Source organism: Streptomyces sp. R33, from assembly GCF_041200175.1.
In the GTDB taxonomy this organism is placed as follows: Bacteria; Actinomycetota; Actinomycetes; order Streptomycetales; family Streptomycetaceae; genus Streptomyces; species Streptomyces katrae_B.
In genome coordinates this window covers 8,188,748-8,210,264 of record NZ_CP165727.1, presented here as the reverse complement: position 1 = coordinate 8,210,264, position 21,517 = coordinate 8,188,748, and the positions used below count along the sequence as shown (strand labels likewise).

18 protein-coding genes and 3 pseudogenes are annotated in these 21,517 nt (G+C 68.9%); 8 read left to right on the top strand and 13 right to left on the bottom strand.

The genetic code is table 11. From position 1 onward, the window contains the following. Positions 1–123: 123 nt before the first annotated feature. From AB5J51_RS37760 to AB5J51_RS37750, 3 genes and pseudogenes are all read right to left on the bottom strand, one after another. A pseudogene (locus AB5J51_RS37760) lies at positions 124–681 on the bottom strand (IS701 family transposase); the annotation flags it as partial. 22 nt (positions 682–703) lie between these two features. Then, a protein-coding gene (locus AB5J51_RS37755; RefSeq protein WP_369777147.1) for an IS5 family transposase occupies positions 704–1,551 on the bottom strand; the annotation gives its coding sequence in 2 pieces (ribosomal slippage) (positions 704–1,176 and positions 1,176–1,551; 849 coding nt in all). A gap of 33 nt (positions 1,552–1,584) precedes the next feature. Beyond that, positions 1,585–2,199 (bottom strand): annotated as a pseudogene (locus tag AB5J51_RS37750) (IS701 family transposase); the annotation flags it as partial. 62 nt (positions 2,200–2,261) lie between these two features. Between AB5J51_RS37750 and AB5J51_RS37745 the strand changes: the two are divergent. Further along, the gene (locus tag AB5J51_RS37745) at positions 2,262–2,609 is read left to right on the top strand and encodes a hypothetical protein (RefSeq protein ID WP_369780378.1); all 348 of its coding nucleotides are present in this window, start codon (positions 2,262–2,264) and stop codon (positions 2,607–2,609) included. Positions 2,610–2,736: 127 nt separating this feature from the next. Here AB5J51_RS37745 and AB5J51_RS37740 read toward each other — a convergent pair whose 3' ends face one another. Both AB5J51_RS37740 and AB5J51_RS37735 read right to left on the bottom strand, forming a co-directional pair. Next, entirely contained in the window at positions 2,737–3,156 is a 420-nt protein-coding gene (locus AB5J51_RS37740) for a hypothetical protein (RefSeq protein WP_369779822.1), read from the bottom strand. A 1,036-nt stretch (positions 3,157–4,192) separates the two neighbouring features. Continuing rightward, entirely contained in the window at positions 4,193–5,140 is a 948-nt protein-coding gene (locus tag AB5J51_RS37735) for an AraC family transcriptional regulator (protein ID WP_369779821.1), read from the bottom strand. Between the two features lie 143 nt (positions 5,141–5,283). Here AB5J51_RS37735 and AB5J51_RS37730 point away from each other — a divergent pair, with 143 nt between their 5' ends. Beyond that, positions 5,284–6,000, top strand: coding sequence for an SDR family oxidoreductase (locus tag AB5J51_RS37730; protein WP_369779820.1), 717 nt, complete (start codon positions 5,284–5,286; stop codon positions 5,998–6,000). 162 nt (positions 6,001–6,162) lie between these two features. Here the strand turns inward: AB5J51_RS37730 and AB5J51_RS37725 are convergent, their stop codons facing one another. The 3 genes from AB5J51_RS37725 to AB5J51_RS37715 are packed head-to-tail and all read right to left on the bottom strand — an operon-like array spanning position 6,163 to position 9,655. Beyond that, a complete protein-coding gene (locus AB5J51_RS37725; protein ID WP_369779819.1) occupies positions 6,163–7,233 on the bottom strand; it encodes a tetratricopeptide repeat protein in 1,071 nt (356 codons plus the stop codon). Beyond that, positions 7,233–8,294, bottom strand: coding sequence for a tetratricopeptide repeat protein (locus tag AB5J51_RS37720; protein ID WP_240805257.1), 1,062 nt, complete (start codon positions 8,292–8,294; stop codon positions 7,233–7,235). Before AB5J51_RS37720 ends, AB5J51_RS37725 begins: the two co-directional genes overlap by 1 nt. Then, positions 8,291–9,655: an AAA family ATPase gene (locus AB5J51_RS37715; protein WP_369779818.1), complete on the bottom strand. Its 1,365-nt coding sequence runs from the start codon at positions 9,653–9,655 to the stop codon at positions 8,291–8,293. Before AB5J51_RS37715 ends, AB5J51_RS37720 begins: the two co-directional genes overlap by 4 nt. A 225-nt stretch (positions 9,656–9,880) precedes the next feature. On the opposite strand from AB5J51_RS37715, the gene AB5J51_RS37710 reads away from it, so the two are divergent. The 5 genes and pseudogenes from AB5J51_RS37710 to AB5J51_RS37690 all read left to right on the top strand — a co-directional run bounded on the left by AB5J51_RS37710 (position 9,881) and on the right by AB5J51_RS37690 (position 15,085). Beyond that, positions 9,881–10,231 carry a hypothetical protein gene (locus AB5J51_RS37710; RefSeq protein WP_053790627.1) on the top strand — a complete coding sequence of 117 codons (351 nt, stop codon included), beginning with the start codon at positions 9,881–9,883 and terminating at the stop codon, positions 10,229–10,231. After that, positions 10,228–11,772: a caspase domain-containing protein gene (locus AB5J51_RS37705; RefSeq protein ID WP_369779817.1), complete on the top strand. Its 1,545-nt coding sequence runs from the start codon at positions 10,228–10,230 to the stop codon at positions 11,770–11,772. The genes AB5J51_RS37710 and AB5J51_RS37705 overlap by 4 nt, the downstream gene beginning before the upstream one ends. A 125-nt stretch (positions 11,773–11,897) precedes the next feature. After that, positions 11,898–12,252: pseudogene (locus tag AB5J51_RS37700) on the top strand (ISL3 family transposase); the annotation flags it as partial. Positions 12,253–12,605: 353 nt separating this feature from the next. Further along, positions 12,606–13,328: a TetR family transcriptional regulator gene (locus AB5J51_RS37695; RefSeq protein ID WP_369779816.1), complete on the top strand. Its 723-nt coding sequence runs from the start codon at positions 12,606–12,608 to the stop codon at positions 13,326–13,328. Positions 13,329–13,813: 485 nt separating this feature from the next. Next, the gene (locus AB5J51_RS37690) at positions 13,814–15,085 is read left to right on the top strand and encodes an IS256 family transposase (RefSeq protein ID WP_369779815.1); all 1,272 of its coding nucleotides are present in this window, start codon (positions 13,814–13,816) and stop codon (positions 15,083–15,085) included. 1,353 nt (positions 15,086–16,438) lie between these two features. Here the strand turns inward: AB5J51_RS37690 and AB5J51_RS37685 are convergent. The 3 genes from AB5J51_RS37685 to AB5J51_RS37675 form a co-directional block, all read right to left on the bottom strand. Beyond that, positions 16,439–16,942 (bottom strand): N-acetyltransferase, encoded by a 504-nt coding sequence (locus AB5J51_RS37685; RefSeq protein WP_136224069.1) that lies wholly within the window; start codon positions 16,940–16,942, stop codon positions 16,439–16,441. 305 nt (positions 16,943–17,247) lie between these two features. Beyond that, on the bottom strand, positions 17,248–18,120 hold the full coding sequence (locus tag AB5J51_RS37680) for a hypothetical protein (protein WP_369779814.1): 873 nt from the start codon (positions 18,118–18,120) through the stop codon (positions 17,248–17,250). 10 nt (positions 18,121–18,130) lie between these two features. Then, complete coding sequence (locus AB5J51_RS37675) at positions 18,131–18,694, bottom strand: papain-like cysteine protease family protein (protein ID WP_136224067.1); 564 nt, start codon at positions 18,692–18,694, stop codon at positions 18,131–18,133. Positions 18,695–19,275: 581 nt separating this feature from the next. Here AB5J51_RS37675 and AB5J51_RS37670 point away from each other — a divergent pair. Then, complete coding sequence (locus tag AB5J51_RS37670) at positions 19,276–20,388, top strand: C40 family peptidase (RefSeq protein WP_369779813.1); 1,113 nt, start codon at positions 19,276–19,278, stop codon at positions 20,386–20,388. A gap of 521 nt (positions 20,389–20,909) precedes the next feature. Here the strand turns inward: AB5J51_RS37670 and AB5J51_RS37665 are convergent. Both AB5J51_RS37665 and AB5J51_RS37660 read right to left on the bottom strand, forming a co-directional pair. Next, positions 20,910–21,167: a hypothetical protein gene (locus AB5J51_RS37665; protein ID WP_053790636.1), complete on the bottom strand. Its 258-nt coding sequence runs from the start codon at positions 21,165–21,167 to the stop codon at positions 20,910–20,912. Further along, positions 21,157–21,393, bottom strand: a complete 237-nt coding sequence (locus AB5J51_RS37660) for a hypothetical protein (protein WP_369779812.1) — start codon at positions 21,391–21,393, stop codon at positions 21,157–21,159. Before AB5J51_RS37660 ends, AB5J51_RS37665 begins: the two co-directional genes overlap by 11 nt. Between the last annotated feature and the right edge of the window lie 124 nt (positions 21,394–21,517).

The window sequence follows — 21,517 nt, the reverse complement described above, 5'->3', positions numbered from 1 at the left end:
CTGGTGGTGTGTGGCCGCGTCGTTTGTAGTGACTGACGCGGGCTTGGTGTTGACGTCTGCGGCGCCAGTGTGACCAGTGCAGGATGTGGTCGATGGTCGGGCGGGGCCGGGTGAGCCGGCTGATCAGGCGTCGGATTTCGGGCAGGGTGAGGGGTATGAGCGGGGAGGATCCGTTTCTGCTTTCCCGGTGTCGAGTTCGCGGGCCCGCAGGACGGTGAGGCAGGCGTGGGCGGCCATGGCCAGGGTCATGTGGCGGTGCCAGCCGTCGTAGCGGCGGACCTGGTAGTCGTCCAGGCCGCACTCCTGCTTCGCAGTCTGGAAGCATTCCTCGACCGCCCACCGGCTTCCCGCGACGTGGATCAGCTCATCCAGTGTGGTCTCGGCGGGGCAGTAGGCGATGTAGTAGGAGATCTCCTCGGGCCGGCGGACACTGCGGCGGGCGATCACCCAGTGCCGGCGGTCCTCGCGGTGCCAGGGCCTCACCTCGACCCTCGCCCAGTCGTAGACCCGCGGGCCATGGGCCCCCATCCCGCAGGAACGACGCTTCCACTTCTGCCGGGGCAGCCCGGGAAAGAGGTCGTGGACGGGGTGGTCGATCCCCCAGCGGGTGACGACGGTGTCGTGCCGGGTGGTGGCCATGACATGGAAGACATCCGCCCGCTCGAGCTCCGTGCGCCAGCCCTTGGAGAAGCCGTAAGAACTGCTATCGGAATGACTTCAGGCGTCGCCAGCAGATGAGTGAGCAAGCGAGGCTGAGGAAGGCTTCGTGGATGTCGTCGCGGACTTCCCAGCGGATCCGCAATCGGCGGAACCAGTGGAGGTGGGCGAAGGCCCGCTCGACAACCCAGCGTTCGGTGCCGAGGCCGGAGCCGTGTGGGACGCCGCGTCGGGCGATGACCGGTTTCACGCCCAGGGCCCAGGCCAGGCGTCGGTACTTGTCATGGTCGTAGCCGCGGTCCCCGAGCACCGTGTCGGGCCGCCGACGGGGCCGGCCGCGCTTGCCGCGAACCGGTGGGACGGCCTGGAGGAGGGGCATGAACTGGGTGACGTCGTTGCGGTTGCCGCCAGTCAGGATGGCGGCAAGCGGAATGCCGGTGGCATCGGTGATCAGGTGGTGCTTGCTGCCATTCCTGCCCCGGTCAACGGGGCTTCGCCCTGTTTTGGAGCCCCCTTTAACGCGCGTATGTGGGAGCCGTCGACCACGGCCCGCGAGAAGTCCAGAGCGCCGGCCCCGCGGAGCCGGGCCAGAAGGGTCTCGTGCAGCCGCGGCCAGACGTCGGCCTCGGTCCACTCAGCCAGGCGCCGCCAGCAGGTCATGCCCGATCCGAACCCCAGTTCCTGCGGGAGGTGTTCCCACGCGATCCCGGTGTGCAGAACGAACAGGATGCCCTGGAACACCAGCCGGTCCGGATGCCGCTTCCGACCAGGATGACGAGTCCGTCGCTCCACCCTCGGCAGGAGCGATTCGATCACCGCCCAGAGTTCATCGTCCACTTCCCACGGCTTCCGCCGAGCCACCCCACACCCCCAGATCAACGTTCTCAGGGACATCCAACCAGCCCGAAGATCATTTCGTTAGGGGTTGTAAGCGGCATCCGCGGTCACCCACCGGAACGGAATCCGGCCTGTGATCGCCCGGCGGACCATGGCCTTGGCCATCACCACCTTCGTCTCGAAGGCGACCGTGTCCTCAATGCCGGCAGCCCGGCACCGTTCCCGGTCTTCCGTCCATGACGTGGGCAGATACAGACGGCGGTCGATCAACGTGCGGCCCCGGCCGCCGGCATAGGCGAGGAACACCCCGATCTGGGAGTTCTCTGTCCGCCCGGCGGTGCCGGAGTACTGGCGCTGGACCCCGGCCGAGCGGACACCCTTCTTCAGGAACCCCGTGTCGTCCACGATCAGCACCGCATCCGGGTCTCCGAGATGCTCCACGACGTAGTCCCGCACGTCGGCCAGGACCTCATCGGCGTCCCAGTCGATCCGGTTCAGCAACCGATGGATCCGGTCCGGACCCCCATGCCCGGCCTCCTCGGCAAGCGTCCACCCGTTCTTCCGCTCCAACGGAGCTATCAGCCCCCGCATATAGGCAAGAGCCGACTCCCGCGGCTCCGACCTGGAGAAACGATGCACGAACCGCTCATGCAAAGCCTTCAGTTCACCCGCCCACAACCGGGCATCAACAAGTTCCCCACCCATGACCTGAACAACGACCGACCTGCCCAACCGTCACGGCAAACACCGTTGCAGTACTAGCCGCCATTTCGGCTGGGTATCTCCATACCGTCGGTCTCAGAGCCGACGGGCGGGCAGTCGCGACCGGAGACCGGGCAACCGGGGCGTGCGAGGTCGATGACTGGGAAGACGTGGTGGGGCTCAGTGCGGGCAGCTACCACACCGTCGGGGTCACTGCGTCCGGACGGGTCCTCGCAGCGGGAGACAACAGCTACCGACAGTGCGAAGTCGGCGATTGGCACGACATCGTCGCCGTGGCGGCCGGTTCAACGCACACCCTTGGCCTGCGTACCGACGGCACGGTCGTGACCGCAGGGAATAATGCCGACGGACAGTGCGAAGTCGATGCCTGGTCCGGAATCCAGCTTCCATAGCTCTCAGGACCACGCCAACAGGAACCCGGACAGCACGTTTCGGCCCGTGCGGTGTCAGATCTTCGCTCCAGGGAGGTCGGTGTGGTGTTTCAACCCCGATTCCGCCGAGGTTGCCGTCAATCGTGGGTCAGCAGTTCGGGATGGGCACCCAGCGGCTCCCGTTCCAGTAGTCGGCCTGATCGTTACCCTGGCCGGACAGGTAGTAGGCCGACACCCAGCCCTGGCTGCCGGCAGGGGTGTCGAGGTCGGTCCACAGCCACCAACGGTTGAAGTTTCCCTGGCCGTCGTTGACTTCGGCTCCCCAAGCCCGGCAGAAAACGTAATTGCTTCCGGCGTAGAGATAGCCGTTGGGTCCGCACGGATGTCCGTTACTCGTTCCGCAGACCGGGTTCGGGTATCCGCTCGCGGGGGTGAACGTCGTGATCCAATACTTGTTGTAGGCATGTGCCTGCGGCGCGGCAAGCGAGACGTCCGCCGCGAGCGCGAGCAGCAGGGCCATGAGCAGCACGACGGTGTTCCGTACGGTCGTGGCAGCGCGGAAGTGCATGGATTCTCCAGGTGAGGTGAAGGGCGCCGAGGAGGCCGTGCTACGGGAGGGGGTGGCTAGAGGCGGCCGGACCAGTGGTCTTCGCAGGACGGCACCGGATTGATCTCAGAGGAGATGTCGATGTCCCAACTGGGACTGGAGTGCATGTAGCCGACCACGGTGCCTCCGTTCCAGCATCCGCCGGCCGCATGAGCGGGGACGGCAGTGCCGATCATGGCGCCTGCCAGGACCGTGGCCGCGCGACGATCTGGGCTGCCGTCTTACGTAAGTGCATTAAGGCTCCTCGGTGAAGGGGTAGACGGTGACGACGCCTCAATCCTTGCTGTTTTAAGGTCAGTCGACGCAGAGCCTGTCGTGATGGAACGACGCTAACGCCGCTACCCGGAGACATGCGACCTCTGGAAGTGGGGGTTTCGCCGGTCGACGCGATGTGGTAGCAGACCCGGATGACCCCGTCGGACCCAGCCCCAAATTCATGGATGGGCCCGCCGAGGCTCGTTTGTCCTCAACGTGGACGACGTGAAGCTCGGTGCGGTCCCGGTGACGCTGGGAACGTTCAGGCGCCTGAGTCCGGTGCCCTCACGGCCGTCTGGCCCCTTCAGCAAGGGCACGGCGGCGAACGCGGCACGTGGTCGCTCAGTGCGGTCGGAGTCCGTCGAAGAGGCGAACTGGTTCCTGCCCGCGGACTGTTCGACAACCAGGCGGAAGGAGGCGAAGACACGTCAGCGGGCTCCGACTCAGCCTGGCTCGGTTACGGGCTCGTCGAAGAGCACCGCGTCGGCGCGCCAGTTCCGGGCCTCACTGCTGCCTTTCAGGTCCGCCCGCCAGCGCCCACTGCCCGGGCAGCCATGGCCGGCTCCAGCTTCAGTAGGTGGTGCTCCGGCAAGTCGTTCGCCAGACATCGTCGCGATTACTGCAGCGCTGGGTTTCTTGGACACCATCCGCCCGGCTCCACCACATCGGGGCCGCCGCGAGGCCGGGATCGGCAGCGACCACCGCTTCCCCATCCGCTGCGGTGGTGTCCTGGCCCTCACCGTCAGTTGTTTCCGCCTGGTTCGTCGCCTGCCGCCTTGACCCGCTTGCGGTAGGCCCCCGGCGGCGACCCGAAGTGTCGTTTGAAAGCTTTGGCGAAGGCGAACTCCGACGTGTACCCCGTGCGCTGCGCGATGGTGCTCAGCGGGGTCGGCGATTGGTGCAGCAACCGCGCCGCGGTGGCCATCCGCCAGTTGGTCAGGTAGGTCAACGGCGGCTCGCCGACCACCGAGGCGAAGCGGCGGGCGAACGCCGCGCGGGACAGCCCGGCGCGGTTGCCCAGGGACTCCACGGTCCAGGGATGGCCGGGATCGTCGTGGATCGCTTTCAGGGCCGGGGCCACTGCCGGGTCGGTCAGCGCGGCCGCCCAACCCCGGGTCCGCCCCTTCGGCAGTTCGGCGTACCACGACCGGAGGATGTACAGCAGCAGCAGATCGATGAGCGCCGTGACGACCGCGTCCGAGCCCGGCTGTGGCGCGTGGAACTCTGCGCACAGCTGATCGACCGCCGAGCGCAGGACCGGGTGGCGGCCGGGAACCGCGGGGAGGTGGATGACCTCCGGCAGATCGCTGAACAGCGGATGCGGACGGTCAACGTCGATCGCGTACGCGCCGCACACCAGCACCGTGTGCAGCCCCGGTCCGTCCACGGTGACCTGGCCGATCGGCGAGGAACGGTCCACGCGGTCCGGTACGAAGTCCACCGGAACACGGTCCGGCACGTCGCACAGGGTGTGTCCGCTGCCGCGCTGCAGGAACACGATGTCGCCGGGGCCGAGCGCGAGCGGTTGGCCGTGCGGTGGCAGCAGGTGGCAGTGCCCTTCCACGACCACATGGAATCCGGCTCCTGAGATGGGTTGGAACTTCAGGGCCCACGGGGCGTGCGCGTCGGTGCGAGTCACCATCGGGCGCCCCGTACGAAGGACTTCGAGGGTGTCACTCAGGATGTCCATGGCGCCACTCTAGTGCCTGTATGGCGAGACGATATGACAGGGAATCGAGATCTTAAGTCATTCACCGTCTCGATGTGGAGGCGTACGTTCTTGCCATGGCGGTTGCCGAACCCCGGCACTGCATCGACGAAGGAATGGATCCCATGTCTCTGGCCGGCAAGAAGATCGTGATCATCGGTGGAACCTCCGGCATCGGCTTCGCGGTAGCCCAACAGGCCGTGGCGGCTGGCGCGGACGTCGTGGTCGCCTCCAGCAATCAGGACCGCTTGGACGCCGCGACGAAGCGGTTGGGCGAGCCGGCCGAAGGCCGCCGCCTGGACGTCGCCGACGGCAACGCCATCGCCGCGTTCTTCGAGCAGGTCGGGGAGTTCGACCACCTCGTCTACACCGCGGGTGAGTCTCTGCTGATCAAGCCGTTGGTCGACACCACCCCGCAGGAGGCCAGGGCCGTCTTCGAGCGCCGGTTCTGGGGCGCGTTCCTCTCTGCCAAGTACGCTGTACCGCGACTGCGCGACGGCGGCTCGATCACTTTCAGCTCCGGCGTCCTCGCGATCCGCCCCCTGTCCGGAACCGCGCTCACGGCGGGAATCACCGGCGGCATCGAGGCCCTGTCCCGGGCACTCGCCGTGGAACTCGCCCCTCTGCGCGTGAACGTGATCCAGCCCGGTGTGATCCGTACCGAGCTGTGGGACGGCAGTGTCCCGGACCCGGAGGCTTTCCTCCAGGGCGCCGGGTCCGAGTTGCTCACGCGGCGTGTCGGCACTGCCGAGGAAGCCGCGGCGGCCTATCTCTTCGTCTTGGCCAACGCCTACGTCACCGGGACCACCCTCGCGATAGACGGCGGCGCAGCACTGGTGTGACAGACGCATTCCTGCACTGGTTGAACCGGCGCAGAAGCCACCAAGCTTCGGCACGTCGCAGTCACTACCGGCAGCGGCTCTCCGCCCCTCCAGCGCGTGGATCGCGAAGTCACACTGGAGTACTAGGAGTACTAGGAGTACTAGGCGCCGCTTCCCTGGCTCCTACGGCTTCGGCGCTCGCTGCTGGAGGGCGGCGCGGCCGGCCACGGACGTGACGATCACGAAGAAGAACAGCGGAATCGCGAGCGCGGCGAACACGGCGCTGCGCCACAGCACCAGCGCCAAGGCCGAGTGCACGATGAGCAGCGCGATGGGGAACGCCATCCCGAGGACCGGCCGGCAGCCGCGCGACACCAGCAGGAGGGGACGGCGCAGGTGGGGCGGGACCCGCCGGGTCTGCCACAGCAGCCAGCCTCCCCAGCTGCCGACGAGCACGGCTGCGCACACCAGGTAGGTGACGAGGGCGTCGGTGCCGGCGGCGCCCGCACGCAGGTGGGCGGAGCCCAACGACACCGCGACGGTTCCGGCGAGGGCCACCCAGCGGGAGCCCATGAGCGTTCCCCAGGCCATGTTCTCCAGGTTGTAGCGGGCCTGGGGGGCGTTCAGGTCGAGGGCGGCGGATCGGACGAAGCCCTCGGCGGCCCGGGTCCACGAGCCGGGACGGAGCCAGCGGCGGCGCAGATGGAGCAGCGCGAGGTTGTTGTGGGCCGCGCTGCTGTCCGGGTTGAGGCGCAGCGCCGTCTCGTAGGCCTGCTGAGCGACGCGGTGGTTGCCCGTGTTGTGGGCGGTCAGGCCGAGGAGGACGTATGCGTCGCTCTCCTCGGGGGCGAGGGCGACGGCCGTGCGGGCCGACTCGTAAGCGGCCCGCTTGCGCTTCCTGCGGGCGCCGCGGTCCAGGACGATGCCGAGGGTGTAGTGGCTCGCCCAGTGCTGCGGGGCGAGTTCGACGGCGCGCCGGGCAGAGCCCTCGGCCTGCTTGTACTGCTTCAGGGCGAGCAGGACGTGGGTGTGCATCAGCCAGGCGCTGACCGACTCGGGCGCGACGCGCAGGGCGTGTTCGAGGGTGGTGAGCGCCTGCTGTTCGTCGCCGAGGCGGTGGCGGCAGCGGGCGAGCAGCACGAGTGCGGTGGCGTCGTCGGGGTTGTCGGCGAGGTGCTGGGCGGCGAGTGCGGCGGCCTGCTCGTGGCGCCCCAGGTCGAAGAGGGCGTCGGCCTGTTGCAGGGCCCGGCTCATCAGACCTTGTCCCGGTCATGGGTGATGCTGAGCAGGTTCGGTACGAGTGCCAGCCAGAACAGGACCTGAGGCACGGTGCGTTCGCTCCACGGAAGGGCCACGAGCAGCAGCGCGCACAGGGTGGCCCAGGTGGCCTGGCCCAGCACGACCCTGGACCAGAACGAGCGGCGCACGAGCGCGAACACGGCGAGCTGGGCCCCGGTCCGCAGCCGCCGGTAGCGGCGCCAGGCCCCGAAGCCCCACACCACGGCCATGAGGGTCAGCGCCCACAGCCGCGTGCCGAGAGGGACGGGCAGCTCCTTCGCCGCTCCCCCGGTGGGGAAGACGTCGACGGTGACGGCGGCCATGACCAGGCAGAGCAGGGCGAGCCATCGGGTGCCGCGGAGCATCCGGTAGACGGCCCGGTCGAGGTCGGAGCGGAGCGACGCGGAGTCGGGGGCGGCGGCGAGTGCGCCGGCGTAGAGGTCGGCGGCCCGGGCGGCGGACGTGCCGGGCTTGTGGACCTCGCGGTGCGTGACCGTGGTGACGGCGAGCTGGTCGGTCGGGTCGATGCGCAGGAGCTGCCGCACGGACTCGTCCACCAGGTCGGAGCGGCTGTTGAACGCGGCGACCTTGTACATGGTGTGCCAGGTGTCGACGACGTCGGGGCCGAGCCGTACGGCCTCCTGGGCCTCTTCGAGCGCCTCCTCCTTCGTCCCCACGAAGATCAGCATCTCGGCGCGCTGGGCACGCGGGCCCCAGAGTTGCGGAGCGAGGCGGATGGCCTCGCGCTGCGACTGTTCGGCCTCGGGCAGCCGGCTCATCCTGCGCAGGGCGAATCCGCGCATGAAGTGCCCGTCGGCGAAGTCGGGTACGAGCTTCAGCGCCTGGTCGGCGGCGTCGAGCCCCTCCGCCTGGCGGCCGAGGGCGGTGAGGCAGCGGGCGCGCGCGGTCCAGGCCTCGTGGTCGTCGGGTGCCTCGGCGAGACGCCGGTCGAGGAGGGCGAGGGCCTCCTCGCGCCGTTCCATGCCGTAGAGCTCGAGGGCCTGTTCGACCCGCGGGTGCAGGGATGTTCCACTCACAGCTTGCGCTTCTTCTTCAGGTAGGTGACCAGGTCGTCGTACACACCGCCGTCGTTGGCGAACATGGCGACGTTACGGGCGGAGGCGAACCAGGATTCGCTGGACGGCTTGATCTGCTTGGCCGCGGTCAGGAGGTCCTTGGTGCCGATCATGCGGATGGTGCCGGAACGGGCGGAGTCCAGGAGCGCGTACTCGGCCGCGCTCTCGCAGAGATGGGCGAGATCGGCGCCCGAGAAGTCCTCGGTGACCTTGACGATCTTGCCGAGATCAACGGACTCGATGGGGCGCTCGCGCAGGTGGTAGCGGAGGATCGACTCCCGGGCCGGGGCGTCGGGGGGCAGCACGAGCAGGGTGCGGTCCAGGCGGCCGGGGCGGCGCAGGGCGAGGTCCACGTCCCAGGGGACGTTGGTCGCGGCGAGCACGAAGACGCCTTCGTTCTGTGCGGCGTTGATGCCGTCGAGCTCGGTGAGGAGCTGGTTGACGACGTTGCGCAGACCGCTGTGGTGCATGCGCGAGCGCTTGGCGCCGAGCGCGTCCAGCTCGTCGAGGAAGATCACGCAGGGCGCCTGGCGGCGGGCGGCCTCGAAGATGTCGTGGACGTTCTTCTCCGAGGTGCCGATGTACATGTCGAGGATGTCGGAGAGCGAGACCGACATGAAGCCGGCACCGAGTTCGCCGGCGACGGCCCGCGCGATGAACGTCTTGCCGCAGCCGGGCGGGCCGTAGAGGAGCAGGCCGCCGCGGAGCGACTTGCCGTACAGCTTGCGGAGTTCGGGATTGCGCATCGGGGCGAGGAAGGCGGCTTCGAGCCGGTCCTTGACCTGCTGCATGCCGCCGACGTCGGCGAGGCGTACGTCACCGGGGGCGTCGATGTCCCAGGCGGACGCATCGGCCGGGTCGCCGCTGCCGTCGGCGGTCAGGGGGGCCTCGGTGGCATCGCCCGTGTCGGCGGGGTCAGTGGGACCGGTGGGGTCGGCGGCGAAGCGGGGGCCGACGACGTCGGCGACTTCCTGCTCGGCGGCGGCCCAGTCGAAGGCGCGGGGCTGGGTGCCGCCCGTGGCGGGCGAGGGGGCGGCGGACGCGGCGGCCTGGGGCGGGGTAGTGGTGGGCGGGGCCGGCGTTTCAGTGGCCGCGGGCGGGGGCGTGCCGACCGTGGGCAGTTGCATGGTGCGGACCATCAGGTCCCGTACGGCTTCGTCGCCCGGCGCGTGCTGCAGCGCGACCGCGGCTTGCGTGACGGCCTCGTCGTGCCTCCCCTCCGCGAGGAGCAGTTCGGTGAAGTGCAGCCGCAGGGGCACGTCTTCGGGAGCGGCGGCGACGGCGGCCCGCAGGCTACGGATGAGAGGTGACTCGTCGGACATGGGGTCAGCCTAGAAAGCGGCCCGCGGCTCTCGGTCACCGGGTGCGGTCAAGATCGACAGATGCGGGGAGCCCGTTGGTCCGGCGGCGTCCGGTCGGCTACCACCAGTAGGGTCCGGGGATGGGCTCTACGATCGGCACCCCGTCTGCGGCGAAGTACCGGCGGCACCGGGCGGGACCTGACTAGCATGTGCGGCCTGCGAGTTGCGACGTACCGGAGGTACTCCATGATCGTGCAGGTCGGCCTGATCGGCGATGAGGCAGGCGATGAGCTGCGCCGGCTGGAGCAGTGGCTGCGCCAGGACCAGGAGCTCAGGCGGGTCGCAATCACAGCCCAGGCCGCGCCGGTCGAGGACGGTGACATGGGCCCGGTTACAGAGGCCCTCCAGCTGCTGCTCGAACCGCAGGGCGTCCTGACCGCCGTCGCTGCCTCGCTGGGCACCTGGGCCGGCGTCCGGCGCCGACAGGTGCACATCCGCGTGCGCAGCGGGGATAAGGAGGTGGAGATCGACGCCTCCCGGCTCGAGGACCCGGACGAGGTGGCCGTCCGCATCGTGCGCGAGCTGGACGGTCGGTGAGCGGGCCCTCCTTCCCGTCCTTCGGGTCCGCCCGCGCGGTGCTGATCGGCGCCGCGTCCTACACCTCGCGGGACCTCACGCCGATCCCCCACTCCGCGCGCAACATCCGCGGCCTCGAAGCCGCCCTCACCGACGGAGCACTGGGCGGCTTCGCGAGGGACGATGTACGGCTCGTGGACGATCCGGACAAGGCCCAGGACATCATGGAGCCGGTCAGGACCGCCGCCGAGGAGGCGGAGGATGTCCTGCTCGTCTACTACAGCGGCCACGGCCTGATCGCCGGGGCCACCGGCGATCTCCACCTCAGCATGACCGAGAGCGAACCCGGTCAGGACTGGACCAGCCTGCGGTTCTCGTACCTGGCGGGCGTCGTCAAGCAGTCCCGCGCTGGCGTCAAGATCGTGATCCTGGACTCCTGCTTCAGCGGCCTGGCGCACTCCGACCTGATGGGCGCCGAGTCCCGGCTGATCACGGACCAGCTGGCCGCCGTCAGGGGTGTCTACTCCCTGACCTCAGCTCCGGGGGACAGGCGCTCCAAGGCGCCTGCGGGGGCCAGGTACAGCGCCTTCACCGGTTTCCTGCTGGGCGCCATGCAGGAAGGTGTCCAGGGCGCCGGCCCGCTGCTGGGGGCGAACGACCTCTACAACGAGGTGCTGCGGCGCATGCGGGACACGGGCCTCCCGCTCCCGGAGGAGTGCGGCAAGACGGGCGCGGGTGACTTCCCCCTCGTACGCAACCGGGCCTTCCCACCGCCGGCCCCGAAGCCGGAGCCAGTCCCAGAGCCGATTCCGGTACCGGTCCCCCGGGAGCGCGCCGTGCCGGCCGCCGGGGGCGTCCCGGTTCCCCGAGCCATCACTCCTGCCGGAGGGCCCGCCTTCGCCACCGTCCAGAGCGCCGGCTACCGCATCGGAGACGTCAACGCCCGCTTGGCGAAGGTCATCGCCACGGTGGCCAGCCCCGACCAGTGGTCGCAGGCCGCCCCTCCCTACTTCCGGACCGAGTCCGGCCGGAAGTACCACGGGTACGACGTCGCAGAGGTGAACGCCTACATCGAGCGGCACCGCCACGAACCCACCACGTTCGCGGACGCCCTGCGCCTGGTGCTGATGCTCCAGGGCTTCATCCTCGAACGGGGCACCGGACGTCCGGGCTGGATGGCGTCCGTGCGGAGGAAGCGCTTCGGCATGGCCGACGGGGAGCAGCTGGTCGGCCGTGCCACGAACAGCGCGAGGCGGACCATCGCGTTCACCGATACGCATCTGTGCGTATCGGATCCCCCGGACCTTCTGAGGATCCCTTACTCCCGCCTCGAAGACCTCTCCCTGTCCGTCTCATGGCATCAGGAGCGCGTGGTGACCGTCACGGATCAGGCGGGCCTCTGCGAGGACGTGCTCATCGTCGTCACGGCCCTCAGGTTCGGACACCACGAAGTGAGGATCAGCGAGGGATCGAACCACCCGCTCCTGTCGGCCCTGCGCAGGTTCCTCGCGGCCATGGCCGACCTCCGCGAGCGGCATCCCGAGTGGTTCGCCCGGCCCTGATCCCTCGGACACCCTTTGAAGAGCGCTCTGTCCTGTCGGGGTGTTTCCTGAGTTGCCCGGTGTCAAGGGAGTTGGGGCCACGCACGGAAGCCTGTGGGGATCCGCGTGTGGGGGGTGCGATGCGTCTCGAATTCGCCCGCCGTCTGCAACGGCCTTGAACACCGTCAAGCGCTACGCCCGTACCGATCAACCCGAGTGGATGCTACGCGTTCCCAAGCACCGTGCCAGCTTCGCGACCCCTACCTCGAGCAGCTGCGCAAACGCCGGCTCGAGGACCCCACCGCCCCCTTCCTGGACCTCTTCGAGGAGATCGAGGCCCTCGGCTTCACGGGCTACCTAACCTCCTGCACGTACATCAGCCAAGTCCGCGCATGCCGCAGCCGCACCTCTCCGCGCAGGCTCGCCCGGATGATGCTCACCAGCCCCTACAACCTCAAGGCCGAACAGCACGACCTCCTGGGCCGACTCACCGCCCCCTGCGTGAGCCGGAGCCGGTCCCCTTACAGTCCCGGCACAAGGCGCGTCGGGGTCGAAGTAGTGCTCGCGCACGCTGCCGCGGCGGGGGGGGTGGAACGGCACCCGTGAGCTTTTGTGTGGGCCGATGTGTCGTGCGCGAGGGGGATGCGATGCGGAACGCAGCAACGGGGACGCCTCCCGGGGTGAACCGTGGTTTCGGGGTCGTCGGACAGGTCGCCGACCACGGTCACAGGGGTCTCGCCTGAGACGGACGCTCTTCCTGATTTCCTCAACATGTGGAAACTAATTTCAGCGTATGCTGAAACTCTCGGCGAGGGGGAAGTCCCGCCCGCAACCGTTACGGAAGGTGATGCGGTGTGACCGGCCGAGGCCCTCGGGGTGAACGCGGAGAGCAGGCGGACAAGATCGTCGCCGCCGCCCGCAGGTCCTTCGCCACGCGCGGCTACGCCGCGACCTCACTCCGGTCGGTCGCCCGGGAGGCCGGTGTCGACCCCGGCCTCGTGACCTACTACTTCCGCACCAAGACCGGGCTGTTGGAAGAGGTGATGCAACCCCCCGAGGCGTTCGGTGCAACCGTGGCCGCCGCCGCCGAGCAGCCCCTGGAACGCCGGGGGCACGCCCTCGTGCAGGCCGCCCTGAACCTGTGGGAGGACCCCGCCTCTGCCGAGATCCTGCGCTCCATCATCCTCACCGCCGCCCAGGAACCCGCCGCCCTGCATCGCCTGCGGCAGCTGTTCTCCGAACGTGTACTGGCCGTCGTCTCCCACAGCCTGCCCGACACCGAACGCAACCTGCGGGCCAGCCTCATCTCCACCCAGATCGTCGGCATGGTCATGAACCGCTACATCTGGCAGATCGGCACCGTCGCCACCCTCCCCGCCCCGCCGTCACCGACCTCATCGCCCCCACCATCCAGCACTACCTCACGGATCCCCTGCCCCCGAGCCTCAGCGACGACAGCCGGAGCCCGGGCTGATACGAGAGTCCCCCGCCGCGGCCAGTTTCCCCCGCCGTGGACGCCGGCCTCCCGAACACCTGGCCCACTCACAGGCACCGCCGGGGGAGGTGTTCGGAGCTGAATGAGGGGCAGGTGGGTCACATGACCGATGAACGAGAAGCCCACGCGCCCGGAACACCCGAACCGAAGCTGCCCCCCAAGGTTCCCGAGAGCGAAGACGCCCTCACTCCTGACCTCCCCCCGCTGGACCCTCCGGCGCCCGACCTGCGGGCAGTCAAGGACTCGGAGGGTGAGAAGAACGAACCACAGACCGAGAATGATCGCCCTGCCAAGGACCCCGCGCCTCAGGAGCCCACGGACTGAGGTCGCGGGTTGCGGGGCGAGGCCCCATGGCTTCGCAGCCCAGGGCGCCCTACGGCCACGATGAAAGCCACGGGGTCTTCGGGTTCGTCCGGATCGACTCGCCGAGGCGGCACGGCTCAGCCAGGCATCAACGTCCGGGCCCGACTTCAGGGAGCGTGTCTGGAAGTTCGTGTAAGTCCGTGATGTGACAGCCTGGCCCGGGGCTCGGCCTCGGGCCTGGGGGCCGGGCGGATCGGACGAGTCATGGCAGACAAAGAAGAAGCGGCCGCGTCCGTGGCCGGCGACGAGATGGTCGACGAGGTCGTCGAGCGGCTGCTCGACAAGGCTGACGCCTCAGGGGCGGCCCTGCTCGGCGAGGGCGGGCTGCTGACGGAGATCACCAGGGCCGTTCTGGAGCGGGCCCTTGAAGCCGAGATGAGCGAACACCTCGGCTACGAACGTGGAGATCCCGCTGGCCACGGATCGGGAAACTCCCGCAACGGGACCTCACCGAAGACGGTCCTCACAGACGCCGGCGCGGTCACGCTGGCGGTTCCCCGGGACCGCAACGGCGACTTCGAGCCGCGTCTGGTACCGAAGAACGCCCGTCGGCTCGCGGGGTTCAACGACCGGATCCTGTCCCTCTACGCCCGCGGGATGAGCGTGCGCGACATCCGCTCCCACCTTGCGCAGATCTACGGGGTCGAGGTCAGCCCCGGCCTGATCAGCAAGGTCACCGACGCGGTGATCGACGAGCTCGTGAGCTGGCAGAACAGGCCCCTGGACGCGGTTTGGCCAATCATCTACATCGACGCGTTGTGGGTGAAGATCCGGTCCGGGTCCGTGGTCTCCAAGCCGGTCTACCTGGCCGTCGGCGTTGACATGGACGGCCGCAAGGACGTTCTGGGCCTGTGGGTCGGAGCCGAGGGCGAGGGCGCCACCACCTGGATGGCGGTCCTGTCCGAGCTGCGTAATCGGGGCATCCAAGATGTCTGCATCGTCGCCTGCGACGGCCTGAAGGGCCTGCCCGACTCGGTCACCGCGACCTGGCCCAAAGCCACCGTCCAGACCTGCGTGATCCACCTGACCAGAGCCTCACTCAGGCTGTCGTCGGTGCGGGACCACCCCAAACTCGTGCCGGCCCTGAAAGCGATCTATACGGCCCCGACCGAACAAGCCGCCGAACAGGCACTTGACGAGTTCGAAGCCTCTGACCTGGGCCGACGCTACCCGGCCGTGGTCCGGACCTGGCGCTCGGCCTGGCCGGAATTCACGCCCTACTTGGCGTTCCCGCCGGCCATAAGGACGGTGGTCTACTCCACGAACATGGTCGAATCGATCAACTCGCGGCTCCGCAAGGCCACCCGCAACCGCGGCCATTTCCCCTCGGAACAGGCCGCATTGAAGGTGCTCTACCTCGCGGTCCGCGAGCAGATCAACCCCAAAGCGCGCGACGCGAACCACGTCGCCGCACACTGGAAAGAGGCGCTGAACCAGTTCTCACTGTTCTTCGAGGACCGGCTCAGCATCCAATGACACCAACCGACTTACACAAGATCGCTGACACGCCCACTTCAGGATCTTGCCGCTGGTGGCCTCCAGCTCCTCCACCAGGAGCTGGTCGTTGTACGTCTTACGCGGCTGCCGCGGACGCCGGGTGACGAAGGTGGCGGGGTGACTTTGGGCAGCCGGGGAACGGGAAGGGCTGGCGCCGGGGCTTTCGGTGCCGGGTAAGTGCCGTGCGCCAGGATGTGCTCGCGGGCGAACGGGTCCGGACTCGTCGGCTGGCTGCGACAGCCGAGTCCGCTGGCCGCTATCGGCGGTCACCGCGCAGTTGCGGCCGGGCCACCGCCGAATCGGGGCACCTCCTCGACGGCCGCGTCTGGCTCGACGAAGGTGGTGTCGAGGACGTCGCGGTGCCCCATGCCGAGGTGAACCTCACGCCGGTCCAGGGATGGCCGGTGCCGGCCGGGGTGAGGTGCTCGGCGAGCTCGCGGGGCGCGTCAGGGCGCAGTGGGACGGTGCGGCCGACGGGCGGACGCGGCCGGTCGGATCGTGGCGGCCGAGGATGAGGAGTCGGGCACGGGTGAGGGTGCCGATGATGGGATCGCGCGGTGGCCGTCGCGTTGTTGGGCTGCCCACGGAGCTTCGCCACGCCCGAAAACCAGGATGCGCGTCGCGCTATGGGCAGATAGAACGAGGCATGACGATCTTCTGCTGCCTCGGATGCGGAGCAGCTCTGACCCCCGATCTGACACCGATGGAGGCGGTACCGCAACCGCCACCGTATGAGGAGGACAGCGAGTCGCGGCGGTCACGCGCCACAATGCCTGCAGGGCACTACGCCATCGAGCCCGAGCCGTGGGGTGCGCCCTATGTGGCCTTCCCAGACGATGAGGAGTGGGGCCCCGCGCAACCCCGCTCAGGCTGGAAGGCGGACGAGCGAGGGCTCGTCAAGTCGGCCGGCCCACGCAACAACATCGTCCTGCACCCTGAGGACGCCCTCGGGTTGGTCATGTTGGTGGACACGAGTATGGGCTGCTGCTCTGGCCCGCTGGGCGACTCGGGCCTCAACCTCGCCTGCCCCTGCGGACAACCGGTCGCCACACTGGCAGCAGACTGTTCCACGGTCTACGAACTACACCTCGACGCCGACAGCGTACGAGCCAAGGTCAGCGACCACTGACCGTCCTCTGGCGGATGTGGGGTGGGACGCCACGGACAGCGGCACGGAAGACTGAGGCACAGGGCCTCCTGACGCTCGAATGGACTTCAACACTCACGAGCTGTGCGGGAGGCCCTGCTTTCATTCACCGGCCACGAGCCGATCACCCAACCGAGCACCCAAGTTAGACCCGCAACCGAACCTCTCGGTACGACAAAAGCCACTTACGCGTCGGAGTGCTCCGGCAGGGTGAGCCAGTCCGACCAGGAGATCTCTCGGCCGAGGAAGCGCGGCTGCTCGAACGGCCAGTCGGCGGCGATCCACTGCGGCACCAGCTCATCGAGGGCCTGCTCGACCTTGCTGTCCACCAGCTCGTCCACCACCCACCAGGAGATCTCGCCGTCCGCGCCGGCCCTCTCCGGTGGGTCGATGTACACGCAGCCGAGCAGAGCTGTCTCCGCCGCGTCGAACAGCGCGTAGTTGAAAGACTGGTGTGCGGCGATCTCCTTCTCGTGCCGCAACAGGTCGGCCTGGTCGGCCTCGTAGGTCATGGTGGCCGCAGGCCAGCCCCAGGCCGGGCCGAAGATGGTCCACAGCCGCTCGCGCGAACCCATCACAGCCGGATAGTCGAGCGGGGTGTCCGCCTCCCGGATCGGCCGCAGGTGATGACCACTGCCCGGCAGCGGTACCAGGACGGGATGGACGAAGTTATCGGGGAGCCAGCTCATAGCGCCCGACCGTAGCAGCGCGCGGCCCTCCGTTCCTTTGGTTTTTGCCCGTATACCGCCAGGACCGGCTCTCATGCCGGGCAGTGCCCGCGATCATCCGATCGAGACTCCCCTTCGATCCACAGACTCCTGCCGCTGCGCGCCCGTACGGCAGAGGTCCGACTGGCAGCGCTGACGAGGAAGGCTGGCAGTCGCGGTTCACCGCGCCACTCGGCGTCCCGGACGGGCTGTGAACCCACCCGCCAATCCCCCCGAACCGTCCCGACCGGCTGCCGGGACGGAGCGAGAGCGCGTACGGGTCGGGCTCAGCGGGTGCCTGCGCGCCGGCGCCGACGGAGCACAGCTACCCCTCCCACGAGGGCGAGTGCCGCGCTGGAACCGCCGGCAAGGAGCAGGGTGGAGGGCGAGGCGTCGTCCGCCTTGTGCTGGGGGCTGTAACCGCTGCTGTAGCCGTTGGTGTCGTACTCCGAGCCGGGCAGCTTGTCGGCGTAGCGGGCCTTGACCAGTTTCTGGTAGTCGCTGAGCGACACCGACGCCTGGCCGCCAAGGCCTTGCCGGGCCTCGTCGTTGAGTGGCTCGACGGTGGTGAGTTTGAGCTGGTACCAGCCGCGGAGCTGCGGCTCGGTGAAGACCAGCGTGCCCAGGGTGGCCTTGCCGGCGTACGCGGCGTCGCTGTCGCCGTCGCGGATGGCCGCCAGGTGCCAGCCGCCGCCCTGCGTGGGGGCGAGCATGACGGTTGCGTTGCGGCCGTTGACGGTGGCGCTGAGCGAGGAGACCAGCTGCGTCAGCTTGACCGCCTCGGTGGGCAGCGGCTTGGCGGTGCCCGCTACGAACCCGGGAGTGATCTCGTTCCGTGCCACCGGGTCCTTGATCGTGAAGACCGGGAGGTCCTGGCACGGCTCGGCCGTTTCGGGGATCGCCTGCACTGGCCCGCCGGCGCCGCTGGTGGGCACCGGAGTGCGCAGGAAGCGGCAGACCGCGTTGCGCACATCGGTGGACTTGACCGCGTCGAGAGCAGCTTGATAGTCGGGGATGTCGGCCGGGAGGGGGTCCTTGGCCGGGACGGCGTGGGCCGGACCGACGACGGACAGCAGCGCGGATGCACTCAGTGCGATGACGATGGACAGGCGGGAGAAGCGAGAGCCCGTCCGCTTGCCGGACATTTCGGTGTCGCGCATGTCGCCTGCCTTAGCGGGAGATGCCGATGCGGGAGTGCGTCCACTTGGACGAGCTGTTGCTCACGTAGTCGTTGTAGTTCCACCACGTGTACGTGGTGGTGTCGGGCCACGGGTCGGCCACGGCGATCGTGTTGTTCGACGTGTCGAAGCCGTAGACCACGTTCATGTGCCCGCCGCCCGATGTCCACCCGATGCGGGCACCGATCGGCCGGGCCGCCTTGACGTCGGTGTACACCTGGTTGAACGTGGCCGCGCTGTTCAGGCCCGAGCCGGTGTGGGCCATGCCGAGGCTGCTCCAGCCCCTGGCCATGTCATCGAGCGTGGCGGGCTGGTTGTTGCAGCCGTAGTAGGGCTGGGCCCGGTTGCAGAAGTCCGTTTGTGTGGAGCCTAAGCCCTGGAACTTGGCGATGGTCAGCCCGGAGGCGACCCAGCACCACTGGGTCTTCTCCTGCTTGAGCATGCTGATGGTGTCCTGACCCGCTTCCGCGTGAGCCGTGCCGCCCACGGCCGCGAACGATCCCAAGGCGGCCAGCACGATGGCCGACGCCGTGGTTCCATACCTGATTTTGCCCATGTTCCTGCCTTCCCCCTGATGGGTGCAACGAGATGAGCGGGGCGATCTGATGCGAATATGACAGCGCAGCATTCCGAAGGCATAGGGTTTTTACATCAATTCAACCCTTACTGATTATTTGTCATGTAATCATGTGCATAACGGCTGTTTCGTTTGGGGCGGGCGTTATCCCGTGATGCACGGATTGAATCCGGCGCCGCCGAACGCGGATAGACCGACGGCTGAAGAACTGGAAGGTCATGCGGCCTGTTGACCCAAGGACCACGGCGTCGCAGAGCGACTGTCAGGGGTGCTGAGCGCTGCGGCCGTGGCGGGGCCCGGCGCTGCATTTTGAAGCGTGCGATATTCCCGTAGTCGCCGAAACCTCAAGCCCGACCGACTGACCTCCCTGGGGACGCGGCACTCTCGTGAACGGGGATCCGAGGATTCCGGGTGATCTGGGTCATCGGCCGGGACGGCGGTGTCCAGCGGGGGTCCACGACGCCAGGGACCGGTTGACGGCGCCAAGTCGATCCCACGACCGTGTGCGCCGGCCGGGCCGGACGGGTTCGCAGGCGCGCTGCCCTGGACAGGATCGACCTATGTACTCCGTGAAGACCGTCCTGACGGCCACCGCCGCAATGCTCCTCGCCCTCGCCGCTCCGGCCGCCGCAAGCCCCGCGGCTCCCACCACCCCGGCCCACCCCCTCGTGTCCGCCGCACCACGTCCCTGCCACGGCGCCGCGACCTGCTACGTCGACGTGGCGGTCGCTCAGGTCTGGGTGAGCCCCGGACAGGTCCGGCCCGTGGACGCTCCGGCGACCACCAACCCCGCAGATATCCGCGGCTGGTTGACAACCATGTCCCTGGAGGAGCGGCGTGAGGTCGCCGGGGAGACGCAGGCTCTCCACGGCGTCCTGGTGACCGTCGACCGCACCGAGTGGCACGGCGGTCTGCTCTGGGACCACGTATGGGTGCACGGCCAGCCCACCCCCAGGGACCAGGCAGGACGGGGCGCCTACCCCGGCTGGATTCCCGACCGGCAACTGACCTCGGAGCACCGGCGCCCGCCCGGCGGTACGCACGAGGAACGCGTTGCCCGCCCCACAGCTCGGGGCTTCGCCACCGCCCGGGCCGCGCTTGCCCAGCGCCAATCCGGGCAGGCGGGCGAGTACTCGTACAACACCTCCTTCCCGGTGAAGGCCGGTCCGCTGCCTGGAGTCGTCACCGCCTACTCCCCCAGCAGTGGCCGGCTGTTCTTCCGGGCTGACGACCTGGCGAGGGTGCCGGCCGCACCGAGCGGCGCGGACGTGGTCGCCGCCGCACGCGCCTTCCTGGGTCTGCCCTACCTGTGGTCGGGCACCTCCGGATTCGGCTACGACTGCTCCGGCCTCACCGGCCAGGTCTACTCCGCCCTCGGCGTGACGATCCCCCGGGACGCCCAGCCGCAGTTCGAGGCGGGCGGCGGACAGGTACCCGCCGGCTCGGCCGCGGGGGTGCGGATCACCGGTACGGAGGACCTCAGGCCCGGCGACATCGTCGCCTTCCGTCCCGCCACCGGCACCGAGGTCACCCACGTGGGCATCTACTCGGGGACGAGGAACGGCGAACCCATGATGATCAACTCGCCTCGGACCGGTGACCCGGTCAAGGAGGAGCCCATCGGTTCCACCGGCCGCGTCTACGTGGGCGCCACCCGCTTCCTGGCCCGCTGACGCGCGTTCGGCACTCCCGTGCGACGAACCCTGCCCACCACTCCGCCGCCGGGGACGAGGTGCAGCACCTGCCGCAGACCGGCAGGGTGATCGGCGTGGACTGGGAGATCAGGGAGACTGCGACGACCACCTGCGACGCGCACGACCTCCCGCACGCCGGGCACGGGAAGAGTGCCGCGCAGAAACTCGCGCGGGACCAGCGGATGATGGCCCGCCGCAAGACGCCGAAGAACCGTCCCGACACGGCCGGCTACCGCAAGGTCCGGCGGGCGACGGCGCAAGTGCGAGCACGTCTTCGCCCGCATGAAGACCTGGAAGATCCTCCGCGACTGCCGTCTCAGAGGCGACGGAGCGTCCCTTTAGGGCGGGGAGGACGTCAAAACTTGAGAACGCATCAGCCCTGTTCAGCCGTCGGGGTGAATAGCCGCCGGGCGGCGGTCCGCATCACCCAACGCCCGCACCGTGCGACAGACACAGCAGCGCCCCGGACCCGAGCAGGCCCCGGCGCTGCTGTTCGGTGTTCAGGCTTCGACGTACGCCACGATCGTGATGGTCTGCAGGGCGGTGACGTAGTAGATCACCCGGACCGCATCGATCTCGTCCGCGTAGTCGCGCAGCAGAGTGCCGGGGACTTCCGTTCCGAGTTCCGGGTTGACGCTGATGGCGACGATCGCCCGGTCCAGGCGGTGCGTTTCGTTCGCGGTGAGCTTGGCGAGCTGGGTGAGTGCGGGCTCGACCATGACGACGCGTGAGCGGCGGGCGGAGGGGTCAGGCGACACGGGGCTGCTCATCAGCGAGGCGGGCGAGGTGGGCGTCGCGGGCGGTCTCCCACAGCATCCCGGTCTCCGGGGCAGGGTAGCCGTGGGCGGCGATGTCCTCCAGCACCGAGGCGAGGACGTCGACCTTCGCCCGCTGGTCGGCCGCGTACGCAAGGACGGACGCGGCAGCGTGCTCGTCAAGGGGCAGACGTTCGGGCACGGGCGCTGTGGCCGGGTGCTGGCTCATCCGGGACTCCTGGACTGTCATCTGGCGTGGTGTCACCACGGTATCGCCCGGCCCGCGGACGGGGATCCGCTCCGGCGAAACCGAAACCGGCAAGGGGCGAATCAGTCCACGCCCAAGACCCGCG

Bases quoted from the DNA above. Each gene is read 5' to 3' on its own strand.
- AB5J51_RS37660 (WP_369779812.1), bottom strand. From the start codon at position 21,393: ATGAGCCAGCACCCGGCCACAGCGCCCGTGCCCGAACGTCTGCCCCTT.
- AB5J51_RS37725 (WP_369779819.1), bottom strand. From the start codon at position 7,233: ATGAGCCGGGCCCTGCAACAGGCCGACGCCCTCTTCGACCTGGGGCGC.
- AB5J51_RS37715 (WP_369779818.1), bottom strand. From the start codon at position 9,655: ATGTCCGACGAGTCACCTCTCATCCGTAGCCTGCGGGCCGCCGTCGCC.
- AB5J51_RS37670 (WP_369779813.1), top strand. From the start codon at position 19,276: ATGTACTCCGTGAAGACCGTCCTGACGGCCACCGCCGCAATGCTCCTC.
- AB5J51_RS37680 (WP_369779814.1), bottom strand. From the start codon at position 18,120: ATGCGCGACACCGAAATGTCCGGCAAGCGGACGGGCTCTCGCTTCTCC.
- AB5J51_RS37710 (WP_053790627.1), top strand. From the start codon at position 9,881: ATGATCGTGCAGGTCGGCCTGATCGGCGATGAGGCAGGCGATGAGCTG.
- AB5J51_RS37740 (WP_369779822.1), bottom strand. From the start codon at position 3,156: ATGCACTTCCGCGCTGCCACGACCGTACGGAACACCGTCGTGCTGCTC.
- AB5J51_RS37690 (WP_369779815.1), top strand. From the start codon at position 13,814: ATGGCAGACAAAGAAGAAGCGGCCGCGTCCGTGGCCGGCGACGAGATG.
- AB5J51_RS37685 (WP_136224069.1), bottom strand. From the start codon at position 16,942: ATGAGCTGGCTCCCCGATAACTTCGTCCATCCCGTCCTGGTACCGCTG.
- AB5J51_RS37730 (WP_369779820.1), top strand. From the start codon at position 5,284: ATGTCTCTGGCCGGCAAGAAGATCGTGATCATCGGTGGAACCTCCGGC.
- AB5J51_RS37675 (WP_136224067.1), bottom strand. From the start codon at position 18,694: ATGGGCAAAATCAGGTATGGAACCACGGCGTCGGCCATCGTGCTGGCC.
- AB5J51_RS37735 (WP_369779821.1), bottom strand. From the start codon at position 5,140: ATGGACATCCTGAGTGACACCCTCGAAGTCCTTCGTACGGGGCGCCCG.